General features: G+C 53.2%; 12 protein-coding genes and 1 pseudogene. 7 read left to right on the plus strand and 6 right to left on the minus strand.

Going from position 1 to position 16051, the window contains the following annotated elements; all coding sequences use genetic code 11:
- A complete protein-coding gene (locus tag ACTJI9_RS10010; protein WP_115055170.1) occupies window positions 1-930 on the minus strand; it encodes a hydrogen peroxide-inducible genes activator in 930 nt (309 codons plus the stop codon).
- Window positions 931-1065: 135 nt separating this feature from the next.
- Here ACTJI9_RS10010 and katA point away from each other — a divergent pair, with 135 nt between their 5' ends.
- The 5 genes from katA to guaA all read left to right on the plus strand — a co-directional run bounded on the left by katA (window position 1066) and on the right by guaA (window position 6910).
- Window positions 1066-2562 (plus strand): catalase KatA, encoded by a 1497-nt coding sequence (gene katA, locus ACTJI9_RS10015; RefSeq protein WP_440807655.1) that lies wholly within the window; start codon window positions 1066-1068, stop codon window positions 2560-2562.
- Window positions 2563-2684: 122 nt separating this feature from the next.
- The gene (locus ACTJI9_RS10020) at window positions 2685-3974 is read left to right on the plus strand and encodes an RsmB/NOP family class I SAM-dependent RNA methyltransferase (protein ID WP_440807657.1); all 1290 of its coding nucleotides are present in this window, start codon (window positions 2685-2687) and stop codon (window positions 3972-3974) included.
- Between the two features lie 38 nt (window positions 3975-4012).
- On the plus strand, window positions 4013-4471 hold the full coding sequence (locus tag ACTJI9_RS10025; protein ID WP_115055167.1) for a TspO/MBR family protein: 459 nt from the start codon (window positions 4013-4015) through the stop codon (window positions 4469-4471).
- Between the two features lies 1 nt (window position 4472).
- Window positions 4473-5111, plus strand: coding sequence for a 5'-methylthioadenosine/S-adenosylhomocysteine nucleosidase (locus ACTJI9_RS10030; RefSeq protein ID WP_440807660.1), 639 nt, complete (start codon window positions 4473-4475; stop codon window positions 5109-5111).
- A 236-nt stretch (window positions 5112-5347) separates the two neighbouring features.
- Window positions 5348-6910, plus strand: coding sequence for a glutamine-hydrolyzing GMP synthase (gene guaA, locus ACTJI9_RS10035; protein ID WP_115055165.1), 1563 nt, complete (start codon window positions 5348-5350; stop codon window positions 6908-6910).
- Here the strand turns inward: guaA and ACTJI9_RS10040 are convergent.
- The 3 genes and pseudogenes from ACTJI9_RS10040 to ACTJI9_RS10050 all read right to left on the minus strand — a co-directional run.
- Window positions 6852-7097: pseudogene (locus tag ACTJI9_RS10040) on the minus strand (ester cyclase); the annotation flags it as partial. The gene guaA and the pseudogene ACTJI9_RS10040 sit on opposite strands and share 59 nt — an antisense overlap.
- An 86-nt stretch (window positions 7098-7183) precedes the next feature.
- Entirely contained in the window at window positions 7184-7972 is a 789-nt protein-coding gene (locus ACTJI9_RS10045; protein ID WP_440807663.1) for a LytR/AlgR family response regulator transcription factor, read from the minus strand.
- Window positions 7969-9075, minus strand: coding sequence for a sensor histidine kinase (locus ACTJI9_RS10050; protein ID WP_337353662.1), 1107 nt, complete (start codon window positions 9073-9075; stop codon window positions 7969-7971). Before ACTJI9_RS10050 ends, ACTJI9_RS10045 begins: the two co-directional genes overlap by 4 nt.
- Before the next feature lie 211 nt (window positions 9076-9286).
- Between ACTJI9_RS10050 and ACTJI9_RS10055 the strand changes: the two genes are divergently transcribed.
- Window positions 9287-9934 (plus strand): response regulator transcription factor, encoded by a 648-nt coding sequence (locus tag ACTJI9_RS10055; protein ID WP_307283136.1) that lies wholly within the window; start codon window positions 9287-9289, stop codon window positions 9932-9934.
- 32 nt (window positions 9935-9966) lie between these two features.
- Here ACTJI9_RS10055 and ACTJI9_RS10060 read toward each other — a convergent pair whose 3' ends face one another.
- Together ACTJI9_RS10060 and ACTJI9_RS10065 are read right to left on the minus strand one after the other, a co-directional pair.
- Window positions 9967-10500 carry an invasion associated locus B family protein gene (locus ACTJI9_RS10060; protein WP_115055148.1) on the minus strand — a complete coding sequence of 178 codons (534 nt, stop codon included), beginning with the start codon at window positions 10498-10500 and terminating at the stop codon, window positions 9967-9969.
- Window positions 10500-13865 (minus strand): autotransporter domain-containing protein, encoded by a 3366-nt coding sequence (locus ACTJI9_RS10065; RefSeq protein ID WP_440807668.1) that lies wholly within the window; start codon window positions 13863-13865, stop codon window positions 10500-10502. Before ACTJI9_RS10065 ends, ACTJI9_RS10060 begins: the two co-directional genes overlap by 1 nt.
- Before the next feature lie 1199 nt (window positions 13866-15064).
- Between ACTJI9_RS10065 and ACTJI9_RS10070 the strand changes: the two genes are divergently transcribed.
- On the plus strand, window positions 15065-16027 hold the full coding sequence (locus ACTJI9_RS10070; RefSeq protein WP_370878857.1) for a sugar-binding transcriptional regulator: 963 nt from the start codon (window positions 15065-15067) through the stop codon (window positions 16025-16027).
- Window positions 16028-16051 lie beyond the last annotated feature (24 nt).

The following is a 16051-nucleotide window of genomic DNA, read 5'->3' on the forward strand; positions in this document are numbered from 1 at the left end:
TTAAGCCACCAAATCAGCCAATTCTTTTTCTGAAACGGTCAATTTGCGGCCGCAATCCATGATGACAGCCGCAAGCGCCTCAAAATCTTCGCGTCGTTTGCTCTGCTTTCGCCAGATTAACCCTATTTCACGGGCGGGTTCAGGAGCGGCAAAAGATGAAATCCTTACATTATTGCGGCCAGCCTCGGTCCGAACGGCTATTTCCGGAATCAATGTGAGACCCATGCCGTGGCTGACCATCTGCAATAATGTCGCCAGACTGGTCGCGCCATAATTGACGAGTTGTCTTTGCTTGACGCTGGTACATACAGCCAAGGCCTGATCGCGCAGGCAGTGGCCTTCTTCCAGCAGCAGCAGACGCTCAACAGCAACATTCTCCTGCGTCATGGGCGATGAAAGAATATCCGTGTCGTTGCTCGATGTGGCGATCAGAAAACGATCACGGAAAAGCGGCATCGAGACTGTGCCCTCGCCATCGATAGGCAGCGCGGCGATCAGGACATCGAGATCACCAAGCCGCAAATCCTCCACCAGCTTCGAGGTTAAAGCTTCGCGCAGTTCAATGGAAAGATCCGGATAGTTGTCGTGCAGGTGCGGAATGAGTATCGGCAGCAGGTAGGGCGCTATGGTTGGAATGATTCCGAGACGCAGGCGACCCAGCAAAGTGCCGCGCTTTTCCAATGCCAGATCTTCCAATGAGCGGATTTCATCAAGAATGCTCTGGATTTTAGGCAGCAATTTGCGACCCATATCTGTCAAAACAACCGAGCGACGCGTCCGCTCAAACAATGTCGTACCAAGTCGCGTCTCCATTTCCGCTATTTGGGCTGAGAGAGCAGGCTGCGATATACGCGCCGCCTCTGCTGCCTTGCGAAAGTGCAGCGTGGTGGCGAGGATATCAAAATAGCGCATTTGCCGTACAGAGAACATGATAGGTAAATCCTATCAATAATAATTCTAAATACAATTGGAAACTATGATTGGAATAGTTCTATTCTGGAATCAGAGGTCAGCTAAAGCTGCGCCGATCATTTCAAAGCTCGAGACAATCAAGGGAGAAGCCCCATGGCTGACCGTCCAACATTGACGACAACCGCCGGTGCACCGGTATCGGACAATCAGAATTCCAGAACTGCAGGTGAGCGTGGTCCGATACTGCTTGATGATTATCAGCTGCTTGAAAAGCTCGCGCATCAGAATCGCGAGCGCATTCCTGAGCGCGTGGTTCATGCCAAAGGTTGGGGCGCATTTGGTACATTGAAGATCACCGGCGATATTTCGCGTTACACCAAAGCCAAGGCTCTGCAGCCCGGTGCAGAAACTCCATTGCTTCTGCGTTTCTCGACTGTTGCCGGTGAGCTTGGCGCTGCCGATGCTGAGCGTGATGTGCGCGGTTTTGCGTTGAAGTTCTATACAAGCGAAGGCAATTGGGATCTCGTCGGCAATAATACGCCGGTATTCTTCGTTCGCGATCCACTGAAGTTCCCGGATTTCATTCACACGCAGAAGCGTCATCCACGCACCAACCTGCGTTCTGCCACTGCCATGTGGGACTTCTGGTCGCTTTCACCCGAAAGTCTGCATCAGGTAACAATTCTCATGTCGGATCGCGGCCTGCCAGTCGCGCCGATGTATATGAATGGCTACGGCTCCCATACCTATTCTTTCTGGAACGATGCCGGTGAACGTTTCTGGGTCAAATTCCACTTCAAGACCCAGCAAGGCCACAAGTTTTACACCAATGCGGAAGCTGAAACCCTTATCGGCAAATCTCGTGAAACCTATCAGGAAGAACTCTTCGGCGGTATTGAGCGCGGTGAATTTCCCAAATGGACTGTTCAGGTTCAGGTCATGACCGAAGCTGAAGCCGAACGTACGAGCTATAATCCATTTGATCTGACCAAGGTCTGGCCGCATGGTGAATTTCCGCCGATTGAAATTGGTGTGATGGAACTCAACCGCAATGCGGACAATTATTTCGCCGAAATCGAACAGGCTGCTTTCTCGCCATCAAACGTTGTTCCGGGCATCGGCCACTCACCTGACAAGATGTTGCAGGCACGTGTTTTCTCCTATGCTGACGCCCATCGCTATCGTCTTGGCACGCATTATGAAGCGCTTCCGGTTAACCAGCCGAAATGCCCTGTCCATCACTATCACAAGGATGGCCAGATGAATTTCTTCGGCCAGAAAACCGGCAATGTGGATGCTTATTATGAGCCCAACAGCTTTTCCGGCGCAGTAGAACAGCCTTCGGCCAAAGAGCCGCCGCTCAAGCTTTCGGGCGATGCGGACCGCTTCAACCACCGCATCGGCAATGATGATTACGGTCAGGTAACCGCATTGTTCAACCTCTTCGATGCTGGTCAGCGCTCGCGACTCTTCTCTAACATTGCTGCGGCAATGGGCGGCGTTCCAAGCGAGATCATCGAGCGCCAGTTGGTGCATTTCGCCCGTGTTCACCCGGATTATGAAGCCGGTGTGCGTGCCGCTTTGAAAGAGGCACATGGCTATGAGGCCAATGCTATCTCCAACGAGGAAAAAGACGTCGCTGCCGAATAGGCCGACGCGAACAACGAACAATAGAAAGCCGGGGCGCAAGCCCCGGCTTTCTTTTATTGTCGCAGCCATGTATGCGACAGTGAAAGAGTTGGAAAAGCTCTAAAGGCTTACAAGGAATTCATATGCGACTTGGCGGACGCCTGCAGGCGGCAATCGAAGTTCTCGAAGATATTGAAAATCGCAAGCGTCCCGCCTCGGATGCTTTGAAGGATTGGGGGTTGTCGCATCGTTTCGCCGGGGCTGGTGACCGTGCTGTCATTGGTAATATTGTCTATGATGCGCTGCGCCGGAAATTGTCGCTCGGTTGGCGCATGGATAGCGATGCGGCACGCCATATTGCTTTTGGTGTTCTGCTGTCTGATGCCGAACTGAATATTGAAGATATCAATGCCGCGCTTGAAGGCGACAAGTTTGCTCCAGAACCTCTCGATGCAGATCAATTGACCATGTGGGAGTCGCGTGATCTGAAATCTGCGCCAGACCATATTCGCGCCGATGTGCCGGAATGGTGCGTGGGGCATTTTCAGGCGATCTTCGGCGATAAATGGGTGGAAGAAGCCGCAGCATTGAGCGACCGGCCTCCTGTTGATCTTCGCGTCAATACGTTGAAGGCTGACCGCGAAAAGGTGCTGAAAGAACTGGCACGCGCTGGAGCTAATCCCGCGCCGCTGCTGGAAACGGCTATTCGTGTGCCGCCTTTACGCGCCATGGGTCGTCATCCAAACGTACAGGCTGAGCCAGCCTTCCAGCGCGGATTGTTCGAGGTGCAGGACTTGGGCTCGCAGATTGCAGCCAAGCTCAGCAATGCTAAGCCGGGCGAACAGGTGCTGGACTACTGCGCCGGTGCAGGCGGCAAGACGCTTGCCCTGGCTGCCGAGATGAATAATAAGGGACAGATCCACGCCTATGATGCGGAACGCGCGCGTTTGGCACCTATATTTGACCGCCTCAAGCGGGCAGGGGTACGCAACGCACAGGCCCATGCCAATATAAGCGATCTCGTTCCGCTGGAAGGCCAGATGGATCTGGTTCTCGTTGACGCGCCATGCACCGGTTCAGGAACATGGCGGCGCAGGCCGGATGCAAAATGGCGATTGAGCGAGCAACAGCTGGAGCGGCGCGAAGTTGAGCAGCGCCAGGTGTTGGATGCCGCCAAGGCTTATGTGAAGCCGGGTGGACGTTTGGTCTACATTACCTGTTCGCTTTTCGCTCCCGAAAACGGCAATCAGGTTTCGGCATTTCTAGCGACAAACCCCGAATACGGCGTCATCGACAGCCAGCCGATCTGGAGCCAGGCTGTGTCTGAAGACAAGGACCTCAAACCATTGTTTAAAGATGGAACCACGATCCTCTCTCCGTTTTCAACATCAACCGATGGCTTCTTCATTTCGGTTCTCAGGCGGGAAAAATAAGGCTACAACCGGCGCAAGTCATTCACAGGAATATTCCTATGTCTCGTTCCATGGTGCTTTTGCTGTTTTTGGTTTTAGTCGTTGGTGGTGGGCTTGCAATTGGTTACATAACCCTTCCGGGTGAATGGTATGCCAGTCTGGTCAAGCCATCATTCAATCCGCCGAACTGGCTTTTTGCCCCCGTCTGGACAGTTCTTTACGTCATTATCGCTCTTGCTGGCTGGCGTGTATGGGATCGTGGTCTGGCATCCCCCCAGCAATTCTGGTGGGCACAACTTCTATTCAATTTTCTTTGGTCGCCGAGTTTTTTCGGGCTCCAGCAAATGGGTCTTGCACTGGTCGTCATCGTGCTTCTGCTGATTTCAATTATAGGCTTCATCAAAGTGAGCTGGAGAACAGAGCGCACATCGGCAATTTTGTTTCTCCCTTATCTGGCATGGGTGGCCTTCGCGACCCTGCTTAACGCTTCCCTTTATTGGCTGAACCCGGCAGGCTGAAATGTTTGATTATGTCACCCCGATTGCTGGCAAACGTGTTTTGTTTGCCATGGCAGCAACTGCCGAATATGGCCATCACTTGCAAAAACTTTTTACGCCGCTGATCACTGGCGTCGGCCCCGTGGAATCGGCCGTCAGCGTTTCGTCCGTTCTCGCACATTTGGGGGCCACATCGTCCTTGCCGGATTTGGTCGTATCGTTGGGTTCTGCCGGATCCCGCATTCTTGAACAGACCGAAATCTATCAGGCGACCAGTGTGTCCTATCGGGACATGGATGCCTCGCCGCTAGGGTTTATCAAGGGTGCCACGCCATTTCTTGACCTGCCGGTGAAGCTCCCACTCGATTATCGCATTCCGGGTATAAAGGAAGCGACACTGTCCAGTGGTGCCAACATCGTCTCGGGCAAAGCCTATGATCTAGTTGACGCGGATATGGTGGAAATGGAGACGTTCTCCATCCTTCGTGCCTGCCATCGCTTCAATCTCCCTTTGATCGGTCTGCGTGGAATTTCCGATGGCGCAGAGGAGCTTCAGCATCTCGGGGATTGGACTGAGTATCTGCACGTAATCGATGAGAAACTGGCAGTGGCTGTTGAGACCATGGCTGATGCAATTGAGGATGGATCAATCAATTTATAATGCAACATTTCAACAGGCTTCCTTTCTGAAACCCATTGCTTCATTGCATTGAGAAGTTCTTTCGTTGGGAAATCTAAAATATCTTCGTCGGAGAAACTGGCTTCCAGTTGCCTCTCGTAATGGATGCAAAAGAAACACCAGTGCTATTAATCCACCCTGTTAACAATCGGAATCAGTTTGTCAGTAAGCTTTGACAACCCATTGCGCCTAACCGACATTTGCTTTAAAGGCCCGCCATGAACACTCCCACTCATCCCGATACAGTCCTCATCGTCGATTTCGGCAGCCAGGTAACACAGCTGATTGCGCGTCGCGTTCGCGAAGCCGGTGTCTATTCCGAGATCGTTCCCTTCCAATCAGCTCAGGAAGCGTTCCACCGCATCAAGCCAAAAGCGGTCATTCTTTCCGGCAGCCCGCATTCAACTGTCGATATTGGCAGCCCGCGCGCGCCGCAGGATGTATTCGATTCCAATGTCCCGGTTCTTGGCATCTGCTACGGCGAACAGACCATGTGCGCACAGCTTGGCGGCAAGGTTGAAAGCGGGCATCATCGCGAATTCGGCCGCGCTTTTCTTGATATCCAAGAAGAATGCGCGCTATTCGACGGTATATGGGCCAAGGGCACGCGTCATCAGGTTTGGATGAGCCATGGCGATCGTGTCGTCTCGATTCCTGAAGGCTTCAAGGTTGTCGGCACCTCGACTGGCGCGCCTTTCGCCGCCATCGCAGACGAAGCCAGAAAATATTACGCCGTGCAGTTTCATCCTGAAGTCGTGCATACGCCTGATGGCGCAAAGCTCCTCCAGAACTTTGTCCATCGTATTGCAGGAATTGAGGGTGATTGGTCCATGTCGGCCTACCGCGAAAAGGCGGTCGATCTCATTCGCAAACAGGTTGGTGACAAGAAAGTCATCTGCGCCCTATCAGGCGGGGTTGATTCGTCCGTAGCGGCTTTGCTCATCCACGAAGCGGTTGGCGATCAGCTTACATGCATCCTTGTTGACCATGGTCTGATGCGTAAGGGCGAGGCGGCAGATGTCGTCAGCATGTTCCGCGAGCACTATAATCTGCCGCTTATTCTTGTGAATGCACAGGATCGTTTCATTGACGCGCTCGAGGGCGAAAGTGATCCGGAAAAGAAACGCAAGACGATCGGCCGGCTCTTCATTGAAGTCTTCGAGGAAGAAGCCAAGAAACTTGGCGGCGCCGATTTCCTTGCGCAAGGCACGCTCTATCCAGATGTGATTGAAAGCGTTTCCTTCACCGGCGGTCCTTCGGTGACGATCAAGTCGCATCACAATGTTGGCGGCTTGCCTGAACGCATGAATATGAAGCTCGTCGAGCCTCTGCGCGAACTTTTCAAGGATGAAGTGCGTGTGCTCGGTAAGGAGCTTGGCCTGCCGGATCATTTCATTGGCCGTCATCCTTTCCCGGGTCCAGGTCTGGCAATCCGTTGCCCGGGCGGCATTACCCGCGAGAAGCTTGAAATCCTGCGTGAAGCAGATGCCGTCTATCTCGACGAAATCCGCAAGGCCGGACTCTATGATGTGATCTGGCAGGCTTTCGCTGTTCTCCTGCCCGTGCAGACTGTTGGTGTCATGGGTGATGGACGCACCTACGAATTTGTCTGCGCCCTGCGCGCGGTGACATCGGTCGATGGCATGACGGCGGATTTCTATCACTACGATATGAACTTCCTCGGCCAGGCGGCGACTCGGATTATCAATGAGGTTAAAGGCATTAACCGCGTCGTTTATGACGTGACATCGAAGCCCCCAGGCACAATCGAATGGGAGTGAAGGCGCGTACTGAAGAGTAGAGCGGGATCGAGCAGCGTGTTAACAGCGATGTTGTCCCAGCATAGGTGAAGCGAGCCGCAACATTGTCGCCTTCGGCGATCGTTTCCTCTAGAGTCCACTGGATGTCAGGAAAGCCGACGCGCGTCATTTCGATGATCTCGAGATATCCAGAGGGTCCGACCGCCGGCTCGGGACGTGTTAAACAATTGAGCGGCCTTTGTCTTGCCGATCTTCACAAGATCGGCTGGGGGATCAGACCTTCTCGGCATCCTATTAGGCAAGTCTCGTCTCAAGGCCTGCGAACATGCGGACGGTTCTTGAGTATGTCCGACCGACCCGAATTTCGCTACCGTCGACCAAAACCGCAATCAATGCCGAGAAGGGCGCTTGCTTCAGTTTGGCAATGCAGTTCCGACGCACGATTGCGCCGCGATGAATGCGCATGAACTCGGAAGCGTCAAGCCGCCGTTCCATTGATGCAAGGCTTTCATGGTGTAGAAAATATCGATCCGTGGTGTGTATCCGTACATAGTCCCGGTCGGCTTCGATCCAATTTATCTTTTCCAGCGGCAGCCGAATGGCATCGCCTTGATGCTTGAGCCAAAGATCGGTCTGCCGCGCCTCGTCTTTGCGCAAGGCCAGGCGCAGGGCAAGAATTGTTTCCTGAAGTTCTTCGACACGTTCGACACTATTGCGTGCCTCGACGGCAAGGCGAGCGCGAACCATGGCAGAATGCAACCGGGATGGTTCTATGGGCTTGGTCACATAGTCGACCGCGCTTGCGTCGAAAGCGCGAAGAGCGTGATGATCAAATGCCGTCACGAAGATAATAACGGGCACATCTGTTCCCAGTTGTTCAAGCACATCGAACCCGCTGCCACCCGGCATCTGAATATCGAGTAGCATGATGTCGGGCATTAACTCACGGGCATGGTCATAGGCCTGACGGACGTCGCCTGCTTCTCCTATTGTCCGAAATCCCGGCAGGGCATCGAGCATGCGAACCAACCTCCGGCGCGCCAATGGTTCGTCGTCAACGATGAGTACCGAAAGGTCCTTCATGCGAGCCTCAAAGGCATGGTCAGGGAGGCCTTGAAGCGGCTCGGGGTGATATATCCCGCCACGCACGAGCCTGCACCCGGAAAGCGGGTTTCCATGCGATGGGCAACGTTTTTCAACCCTATTCCCATACCGTGCGTACGGCGCGGATTTGGTGCATCAGAAACATCATTCTCGACGGAAAGGTTCAGAACCTCGCCAACGCGACCGGCGCTGATCAAAATCTCGACCATTCCAGGCTTGTCGCTGACGCCATGCTTGACGGCATTTTCGATGAGCGGCTGCAGGATGAGGCTCGGGACGAGCGCATTCTCCAATTCCCGTGCCACATCGACACGCACCTTCATGCGATCCGAAAAGCGCTCCCCTTCAATATTTAAATAGCCGGTTTGCAATGTCAGCTCGTCCGCCAGTCTTACATCGTTGAGGGGATCAAGCTCCAGGGTGGTGCGCAAGAACGATGAGAGGGATAAAACCATGCGGCCTGCTCCCACCGTATTTCCTTCTTCAACCAGACCCGCAATCGAATTGAGCGTGTTGAAAAGGAAATGCGGGTTTACCTGGTATCGCAAGGCCCGCATCTGAGCTGACAGGGCTTCCTCACGCGATGCAGCCAGACGCCGCTCGTTTTCCCTTATCTCGAAGCTGTAGAGCAAGGCGACGAAGAGGCAGGACCAGCCCAGGAAAACAGACATGCCATAAACCAGGGTGTAACCGAAATTCGTCCAGTTGAATGTAACCGTTTGAGGCAACATGTAGACATAATATATCGCAAAATCGATGTAGGCGTTGATCACGGCGGCAAGGAGGGACAACGTGAAACAGGTCATGATTTTGACCGCCAGATGCACATTGTGCAGCCGGTAAATGATGAAGGAAATCGCGAATGTCATTGCGATGCTGAACAGCATCAAAATGAGTTTTCCTATAGCAGATTCGAGGGGGTCGACGCCGAGAATTCCCCACAATATGCTGCTGATGATAAACTCGGTTGACCAGTAAAAAATGCCGAGCCAAACCGTGGCACTGCGCACCTTGGCACCATAGAACCCACCATCCGCCAATTTTGCTTCGCTCACTTGCCCCATATGCTCTTTATCTTCCAATGCGTCCCTCGTGTCGAGAACCGCTCGTCGATCAAAAGCAGCCGTTCATAGAAAAGCCAAGCGCTTCGTCCGGTAGCGGCGTCGTTGGTAGAAAGGCGATTCTTCCCCGTTGGGTTTTGCGGTAGCCGTTTGTGTATGGTGCTTCCCCGCGCCGTTATTATCGGGGGCATTTCAATTCTTGATCGAAGCCCATAACGCCTGTGGAATAAATGTGACGGAACGACCAGAAAAAAGTCGAACGATTATAGCGGATGATCATCCACTGTTTCGCGAAGGGTTGCGCCGCATTGTCCAACGCCTTTATCCATTTGCTGAAGTGCAGGAAGCGGGCAGCCTGGGTGAAATGTTGGCCTTGGCCCGCACCGGACCAGCGCCAAGCACATTTATTCTTGAGTGGGTTTTTCCTGGTCTCGATCCTGCCAGATCAATCGCGGATTTACGGCAGGAATTCAGGGATTCTTCCATAATCCTTCTGTCAATGCTGGATGATGCAGCAATAATCGACCGAATTGCCGACATGGGCGCGAATGGCTTTATCAGCAAAGCCGTGATGCCTGACGAAGTAAGCGCCGCGATACGCAGCATCGAAGACGGAGAGTTTGTTATCAAACGATCATCGTCGGTAACATCATCTCCCAGCAGCCATCGATCTGACTTTTCTTTTCTCACAGCACGGCAACGCGAAGTCTTGCGGTTGATTGCAGAGGGAAAAACCAACAAAGAAATTGGCCGGAAACTGGACATTTCTCCCTACACCGTAAGCATTCATGTATCGGCGCTTTTGCGGGTTTTGAATGTAAGCTCTAGATCGGCAGCAGCCGCCAAGGCAGTTATTGGAGGTTTCGACAGTCGAGCATAGCCGCAAGTCCGGATAAACCTTGGACAAACCTGCTATTGCCGCTGAAGCTCGACTGTTCGTTTGAGGGCGGTTTCGAAGCCTTTGAGCGATACCGCGAAGGTGAGGTCCTTTTCTGTATCGCTGGCAAAAACGCCGAGGTTCAAAACCTTTCCTTTACGCAACACATTGGCGGTGGCGCCGGTGAATGTCAGCGGGACAATGCAGCCTCCCGGCATACAGGTGCGGAACCGCGATGGCTTTCCCGCTGGGCTATCATCAATACGGAACGAGACACCTTTCTCAAGATAAAGGCCGAAGGGCAGGGCGAGATTGCCCTTCAGCCCGGTTTCGCCTTCGGGCGTGAATTCGAGTGTCAGAACCCGTTGGCCGTTCTTGTGCATTTGTTGTTGAAACAGGATGCAATGGCGTTTGGCCTCCCGAACCTCGCAATTCACGCTCCAGTCTTCATAGGTTTCCGCAAGAGAGGAAGGGGCGGCTGCTGGCTTGGTTGCGTCTGTCTGGGCATGAAGCGGAGTGGCAGCGAGTATACTCGCCGCCACTCCGAAAGTCAGATGCTGCAGACGCATCAGAATTTTACGCCGAGTTTCGCATCGACGGCATTCTGGGTGAGGCCGGAGCCGAACTGGCCGGTATAGCTCACGCCCAGCGTGGCCCGGTGGCTGAGCTTGAAGTCAACGCCTGCCTCGACAAGAGCCGTATCCTCGGCAATCGGTACGCCTGCTGTCGAGAAGGCATTGCCGGTAGCAAAGGCAAGTGTCGAGGATGGTGTGATATCGCCGAAGGCGTGCTGCCAGCCGAGCGTGCCGCGTATCTCGACATCCGTTGCTCCCAGCGAAAAGGGAGCCGACGCCCGTAGACCCAATGTAGTGAAGGTCGTGTCGGTTGTCTCGCTGTGCGCCCTCAGTCCGGCAATGCCGCCTGTTTCGCTGAAGCCATCGGTCTTCACGCGGACATGTGCCAGATTGGCAAAGGGCTCAAACGCGACCCTTTTTGTGTCGATCCGGTAGCCCAGTTCACCAAAGGCCTGGAATGTAGCCGCATCATAATCAGCGCTCAGATGTTCTTCGAAGCCGGAGAAAGCTGCCGTGCGAGACGTTTCGATCGAGTGCCAGCTATAGCCAAGGCCGGACCGCAAGGACACGGCACCCCAATGACCACCGCCATAGACACCGACATGATAATTATCGCTGTCGCCGGACGAGCCTCGGCCGTCCATATCGAAGCTTGAACGGCTGTATCCTGCCATCACACCCAGACGCCAGCTTTCAGCAAGAGCAGCATCAAAGCCGGTAACAAAACCGCCGGTCGACTGGTCGAGCTTTGACGCATTGCCATTTGACTTTGTTTCGCTCCATGCACCAAATGCCTGCCCCCACGCAGCCATTACCGGCACATCTGCCGGTGCAAGCGCCTTGGCGTCCGGGCCATAACCCATGACGGGCACATCCACTGCAGCCACATCGCCAAAGGCTGCGCGGATACGGTCATTGATGGCATTGCGCAGTTGGTGGCTGTCATTGATCAACGCCGTCTTGGTTGAGGCATGCACCTCGCCAGACAATTGATTGTAAGCAACACGGGCGTTGTCGGCACTCAAAGACGCTATCCGATTGAATAGCGCTAGTGATGGACCGCTTTGGGCAAGGCTGCCCAAGGCTCCTGCCGTGTTGTACTGATTGTCTGTCTGCGCGACTGTCTGGAATATATGGTTGATCGGACCTGGCTGTGTTGGTTTTCCCGGTCCAGGTTCACCCGGCTTGGGTTCGGTGGGGCCTCCCGGGTCGCCTGGGCCACCTGGATTGCCCGGTTCACCCGGATTGCCTGGTCCCGGGCCGGTGCTCTTGACTGCGATCTTCAGATCAACCTGGTTTGCCTTTTGATCCAGTGACACGTCCAGAAATGCTGATTTCGACACGGCTTGAGCAAATTGCCCATCAATGCCTTTCTCTGCCGTCAGTATCGTATAGGTCTGGCCGTTCTGGTAACTCGTTGCAGAATCGAGGGCATTGACCTCGACATTCACATTATTTCCGATTTGAGCTACGCCGCTGGGCCGGAAAAGCCCGATAACCGCATTTGGACCAATATCCTTGACGACGATCTTATCGCTTGAGCCGTTGCCTGCGACATCGGCCTCATAGACCGAGCCGTCCTGAAACTCCAGCGCACCCATGACAGTCAGTGTTCCAGCCGAGTTGTTGCCTGGAGCAATTCGTGCGTTCGTTTCCAGTGTGACGGAACCAACCGTACCCGAACCCCCAAGTCGTCCGAAAAGGGTAGGATCACGATCGGCATTTTCATTGTTGGACTGGGCACCCCAAACCTGAATGTCATTGCTGTAACGCGTGAATTCGTCCGCGCCAGAGGTCGTTTTATAGGTGCGCCCCGCAATGCCATCGACAATCAACGTGCCACTTTTAACAGCGAATTTTGATTGGCTTTGCTCTCCCACATCCTGGTCAAGATTGGTAGTGTCCATATTGCTCTTGATGACAAGTTTCGCGTTCTTGCCATCCACATTGATGGTGCCATCACCGCCATTTCCGGTATAAAACTGCGAAAGATCACCTGTCACAATTGTTTCGCCCGAATAGGCGTCAATCTGACCGCCACCGGTCAGCGTGTTGGAGAACATGTATCCGCTGTTTGTATGGTTGAAGACCAGCTTGTTATTGGAAAGCGGGTCATTCACGAATTTGATGGCCGTTTCTGAATCTATCCGGCCAGCGGCTTTTGCATCGGCTAGCACGGTATTTCCGTTTTGATCTTTTTTGACGCCGCCGCCGATAAAGAGAATGCTATTGAGGCTCATCCCGCTTGTGGTTTTTACGAGCCCTCCATCCGAAACAGTGACAAATCCCTCGGCTGTCAGTTTGCCGTCAATATCGAGCAACGAGCCGTCACCGGCGACAGACAGAGAGCCCAGATCGGTCACCCTCATCGACTTGGTGGTTACAAGGCCACCGCTTTCGAGGCCGATTGATCCCACATCAACCAAGATGTTTGCAGCTTCAAGACGCCCGCCATCGGAAATGATTGTTCCACCTTCACCGAAATCTGCGTCTTGAACAAATGTCTCATCGACGTGGAGGAGAGACCCTTGTCCTGTCACCTTGCTCACTGACTCAAGGAGCAACGACTTGGTCTTGACCTCGCCGCCGTTTTCAACCCTTAGTCCGCTGCGGTTTGCCATGTGACCGCTGTTCAGCCATTGGGAGCCAGCACCACTGACGAGTGCGGCGCCACCTTGCCTGTTTAAAGAAACAGTATTGGTGATGATCTTCCCCTTGTCCAGAACTGAGATCGGATCAGTAATCGCGTCAGATCCATCAAGGCCAGTAAATTCGTTGGCGTTGAGAATTGAACCTTCGCCCGTAACGACCAGAACGCCTTGCGAACCATCGAAAATAGCGCTGCTCAATTGTAAAGAATTGACATCAACCTTGCCGCCATTCTCAATAATCAACTTGCCCTTGCCGTAGGTATTTCCCAAGCCGCCAATATAGAGGAGGTCACCCGTAAGGTTCCATTCTGCACCGGGTCCCGAAACGGTCACAACGCCGGAGTATGGATTGTCCCGGCTGCCGCCTTGGCCGATATAGCCATTTCTGCTGTAAGCTTTGACGCCCGAAATCAGCAAGTCCGCTTGAACGCCGTTGACAGTGCCCACGCGCAAATCGCCGTTGATAGCGCCATTCGTTCCGTTTGCAGATGTCCAATTATCAGCACCCGAGGCCAAAGTGCAGTTGGTAATCGCGTTGCTGCCCGTGCCTGTCGTCACGCATTGTGTCTGCGCCTGCGCTGGAGTGAAACTTGCCCCCAATATAAGTGTCGAGAGGGTCAGTCCCGAAACGATGCCTGTGCGCATGTGCGCCAAAGTTGTTGTGCTCAGGAGATTGCGTTTCAATGTTTTCGGTCTGGTAGTGCTCAAGATGCTGCCCCTCGAAGTCTGTCGAATCTACATGTGTCAGCCGGGCAACGGCATTCAGAGCAAACAACTCTTATACCGCATCCCGGCTCACTGATTCAAAGTATAGGGAAGGGGCTTGGCGTTAAGCCATTAGTGCAAGTTCACTACTGTGGATGTTTGTATGCTTTTGAAGTACGCGCTTGCGGAGGCATCCATGTAAAAAAATGGCAGGCCGCAATTCAGCGGCGGCTTGTCGCGGAAATTGTTTTCTTGAAAATTGTAGCCTTAAAACTGGTCTGGTCGCCTGCGCATGATTGCTTATCAATCGCACGCAGGCTGAGTATCTCATTTCGTCAGCCGTGCAACTTGTCATTCAAACCAATTGGCTTGCGCAAGATGCACCGGCTTTCGATGTATTCTTAGTAATAGCAACCCCAGGGACCACAACGCCGATAATAGCCTGGGTAATGATTCCGCTCGGCTGCAACTCCGAGCGCTACGCCCCCGAGAACGCCCACTGCGGCCCCAAGAGCCGCGGCATTTCCGGCCTCGTTGGATTGCCGGCGGTTTTGCTCATAACTTGCGGATACGCAACGCCGATGCGCTTTCGAACCCGATTTCAATCCGGCGGAATCACATGTTTGCTTTGCTTCCACAGCGGATTCCTGCGCAGTCTGACACCCAGCCAACATCAGTGCGATGCAGCTGATAAATATAATATTTCGCATAAGTTCCCCCAATAGCGATGTATAATAATACTTTTAACTCCCTAGTTTATGGGGCAACTCAAGGTCAACGAAGTTCGTATAGTGAAGATTTGCTATTGATTTACTTGAAAATATTCTTGTCGAATAAATGAGACTTAAATTTAAGCATTTGAGATTAATAAAGAGGCTATGCTTTTGGAGAGTGGTGATTTGTAAAGGTCATCGCATCAATATGCCAGGCTGTTTTCCGCGCCACCGCGCATCCACCAACGCTCTTTCCAAAAATTTATGTTCCGGGTGAAAGGCGCCCCGATTGTTGCGTGCATTGCGGGAAGCCCCTGAAACGCTTCGCTATTCCTTTCTAAAACGCTCTTGCATGAAGGTTGCCCAGTCCGATCCCGACTATCGGAAGGTCCAAACTCAATTTCTCTCGCTTGACAAATTTTGCAGCAAGTGAAATTATTTTCACTAAGAGATAAAAATATCAAAATTGCTCAGGGTGGAGACATGGCAATGGTGAGTGGCAGTTCTCTTCGCGAAGAAGAGTCCAGCATGGCAGCGCGCGCTGCCTGGCTCCATTACGCCGGTGGTTTGACCCAGTCCGAGGTTGCAAAGCGTCTCGGCCTAACATCGCTCAAAGCCCATCGTCTGATCATGAAGGCCAATCAGGAAGGGTTGGTAAAAGTCTATATTGATGGCGAAGTTTCAGAATGCGTCGAGCTGGAGCAAAAGCTGTCCACCCGTTACGGGCTCGATTACTGCGAAGTAGTTCCAGATTTTGATCCTGAGGAACTGCCGCTAAAGGCTCTTGGCATTGCCGGAGCTCAATTTCTTAAGCGTGAAATCGAGCGTGATGGCGAACTTCTTATTGGCATGGGGCATGGGCGGACGCTTGCGGCCTGCGTTGATTATCTGCCGCGCATAGCCAGCAACAATGTGCGTTTCGTCTCGCTGCTTGGCGGCTTGACCCGAAAGTTTTCCGCCAATCCGCACGATGTTATCCATAGGCTGGCAGAGCGTATTGGTGCAGAGGCCTATGTCATGCCTGTTCCGTTCTTTGCCAATACGGTCGAAGACATGGATGTCTTGTTCAGTCAACGCGGCGTGCGCGAAATATTCGACATGGCAAAAAGCGCCAATCTCTCAATGGTCGGTATCGGCACTGCTGAGCGCGAAGCCTCGCTGGTTTCAACGGGCATGATCGAGAAAAGCGAGATTGAGGACATTAAGAATGCGGGAGGAGCGGGAGAGCTTCTCGGCCATTTCTTCGATGATGCCGGTCAGGCGATACAGACAACCTTGTCTGATCGCACATTCACATTGAGCCGGGAGGACCTGAAAAAGCAGCGATTGATTGCCGTTGCAGGTGGCAGGATGAAGGTGCGGGCCATTCGGGCAGTGCTCGAAAGCCGGTGCCTTAACGGACTGATAACAGACGAGAAAACGGCACAACAGCTTGTCGCCAACGTTATCTGACGTATGTCGGAAAGGGTGCGGGAA

The organism is Phyllobacterium sp. 22552 (assembly GCF_052044585.1).
GTDB lineage: Bacteria > Pseudomonadota > Alphaproteobacteria > Rhizobiales > Rhizobiaceae > Phyllobacterium > Phyllobacterium ifriqiyense.

What these genes read in the sequence shown, in the direction of transcription:
- ACTJI9_RS10010 (WP_115055170.1), bottom strand. Translation starts at nt 930, where the DNA reads ATGTTCTCTGTACGGCAAATGCGCTATTTTGATATCCTCGCCACCACG.
- katA (WP_440807655.1), top strand. Translation starts at nt 1,066, where the DNA reads ATGGCTGACCGTCCAACATTGACGACAACCGCCGGTGCACCGGTATCG.
- ACTJI9_RS10020 (WP_440807657.1), top strand. Translation starts at nt 2,685, where the DNA reads ATGCGACTTGGCGGACGCCTGCAGGCGGCAATCGAAGTTCTCGAAGAT.
- ACTJI9_RS10025 (WP_115055167.1), top strand. Translation starts at nt 4,013, where the DNA reads ATGTCTCGTTCCATGGTGCTTTTGCTGTTTTTGGTTTTAGTCGTTGGT.
- ACTJI9_RS10030 (WP_440807660.1), top strand. Translation starts at nt 4,473, where the DNA reads ATGTTTGATTATGTCACCCCGATTGCTGGCAAACGTGTTTTGTTTGCC.
- guaA (WP_115055165.1), top strand. Translation starts at nt 5,348, where the DNA reads ATGAACACTCCCACTCATCCCGATACAGTCCTCATCGTCGATTTCGGC.
- ACTJI9_RS10045 (WP_440807663.1), bottom strand. Translation starts at nt 7,972, where the DNA reads ATGAAGGACCTTTCGGTACTCATCGTTGACGACGAACCATTGGCGCGC.
- ACTJI9_RS10060 (WP_115055148.1), bottom strand. Translation starts at nt 10,500, where the DNA reads ATGCGTCTGCAGCATCTGACTTTCGGAGTGGCGGCGAGTATACTCGCT.
- ACTJI9_RS10070 (WP_370878857.1), top strand. Translation starts at nt 15,065, where the DNA reads ATGGTGAGTGGCAGTTCTCTTCGCGAAGAAGAGTCCAGCATGGCAGCG.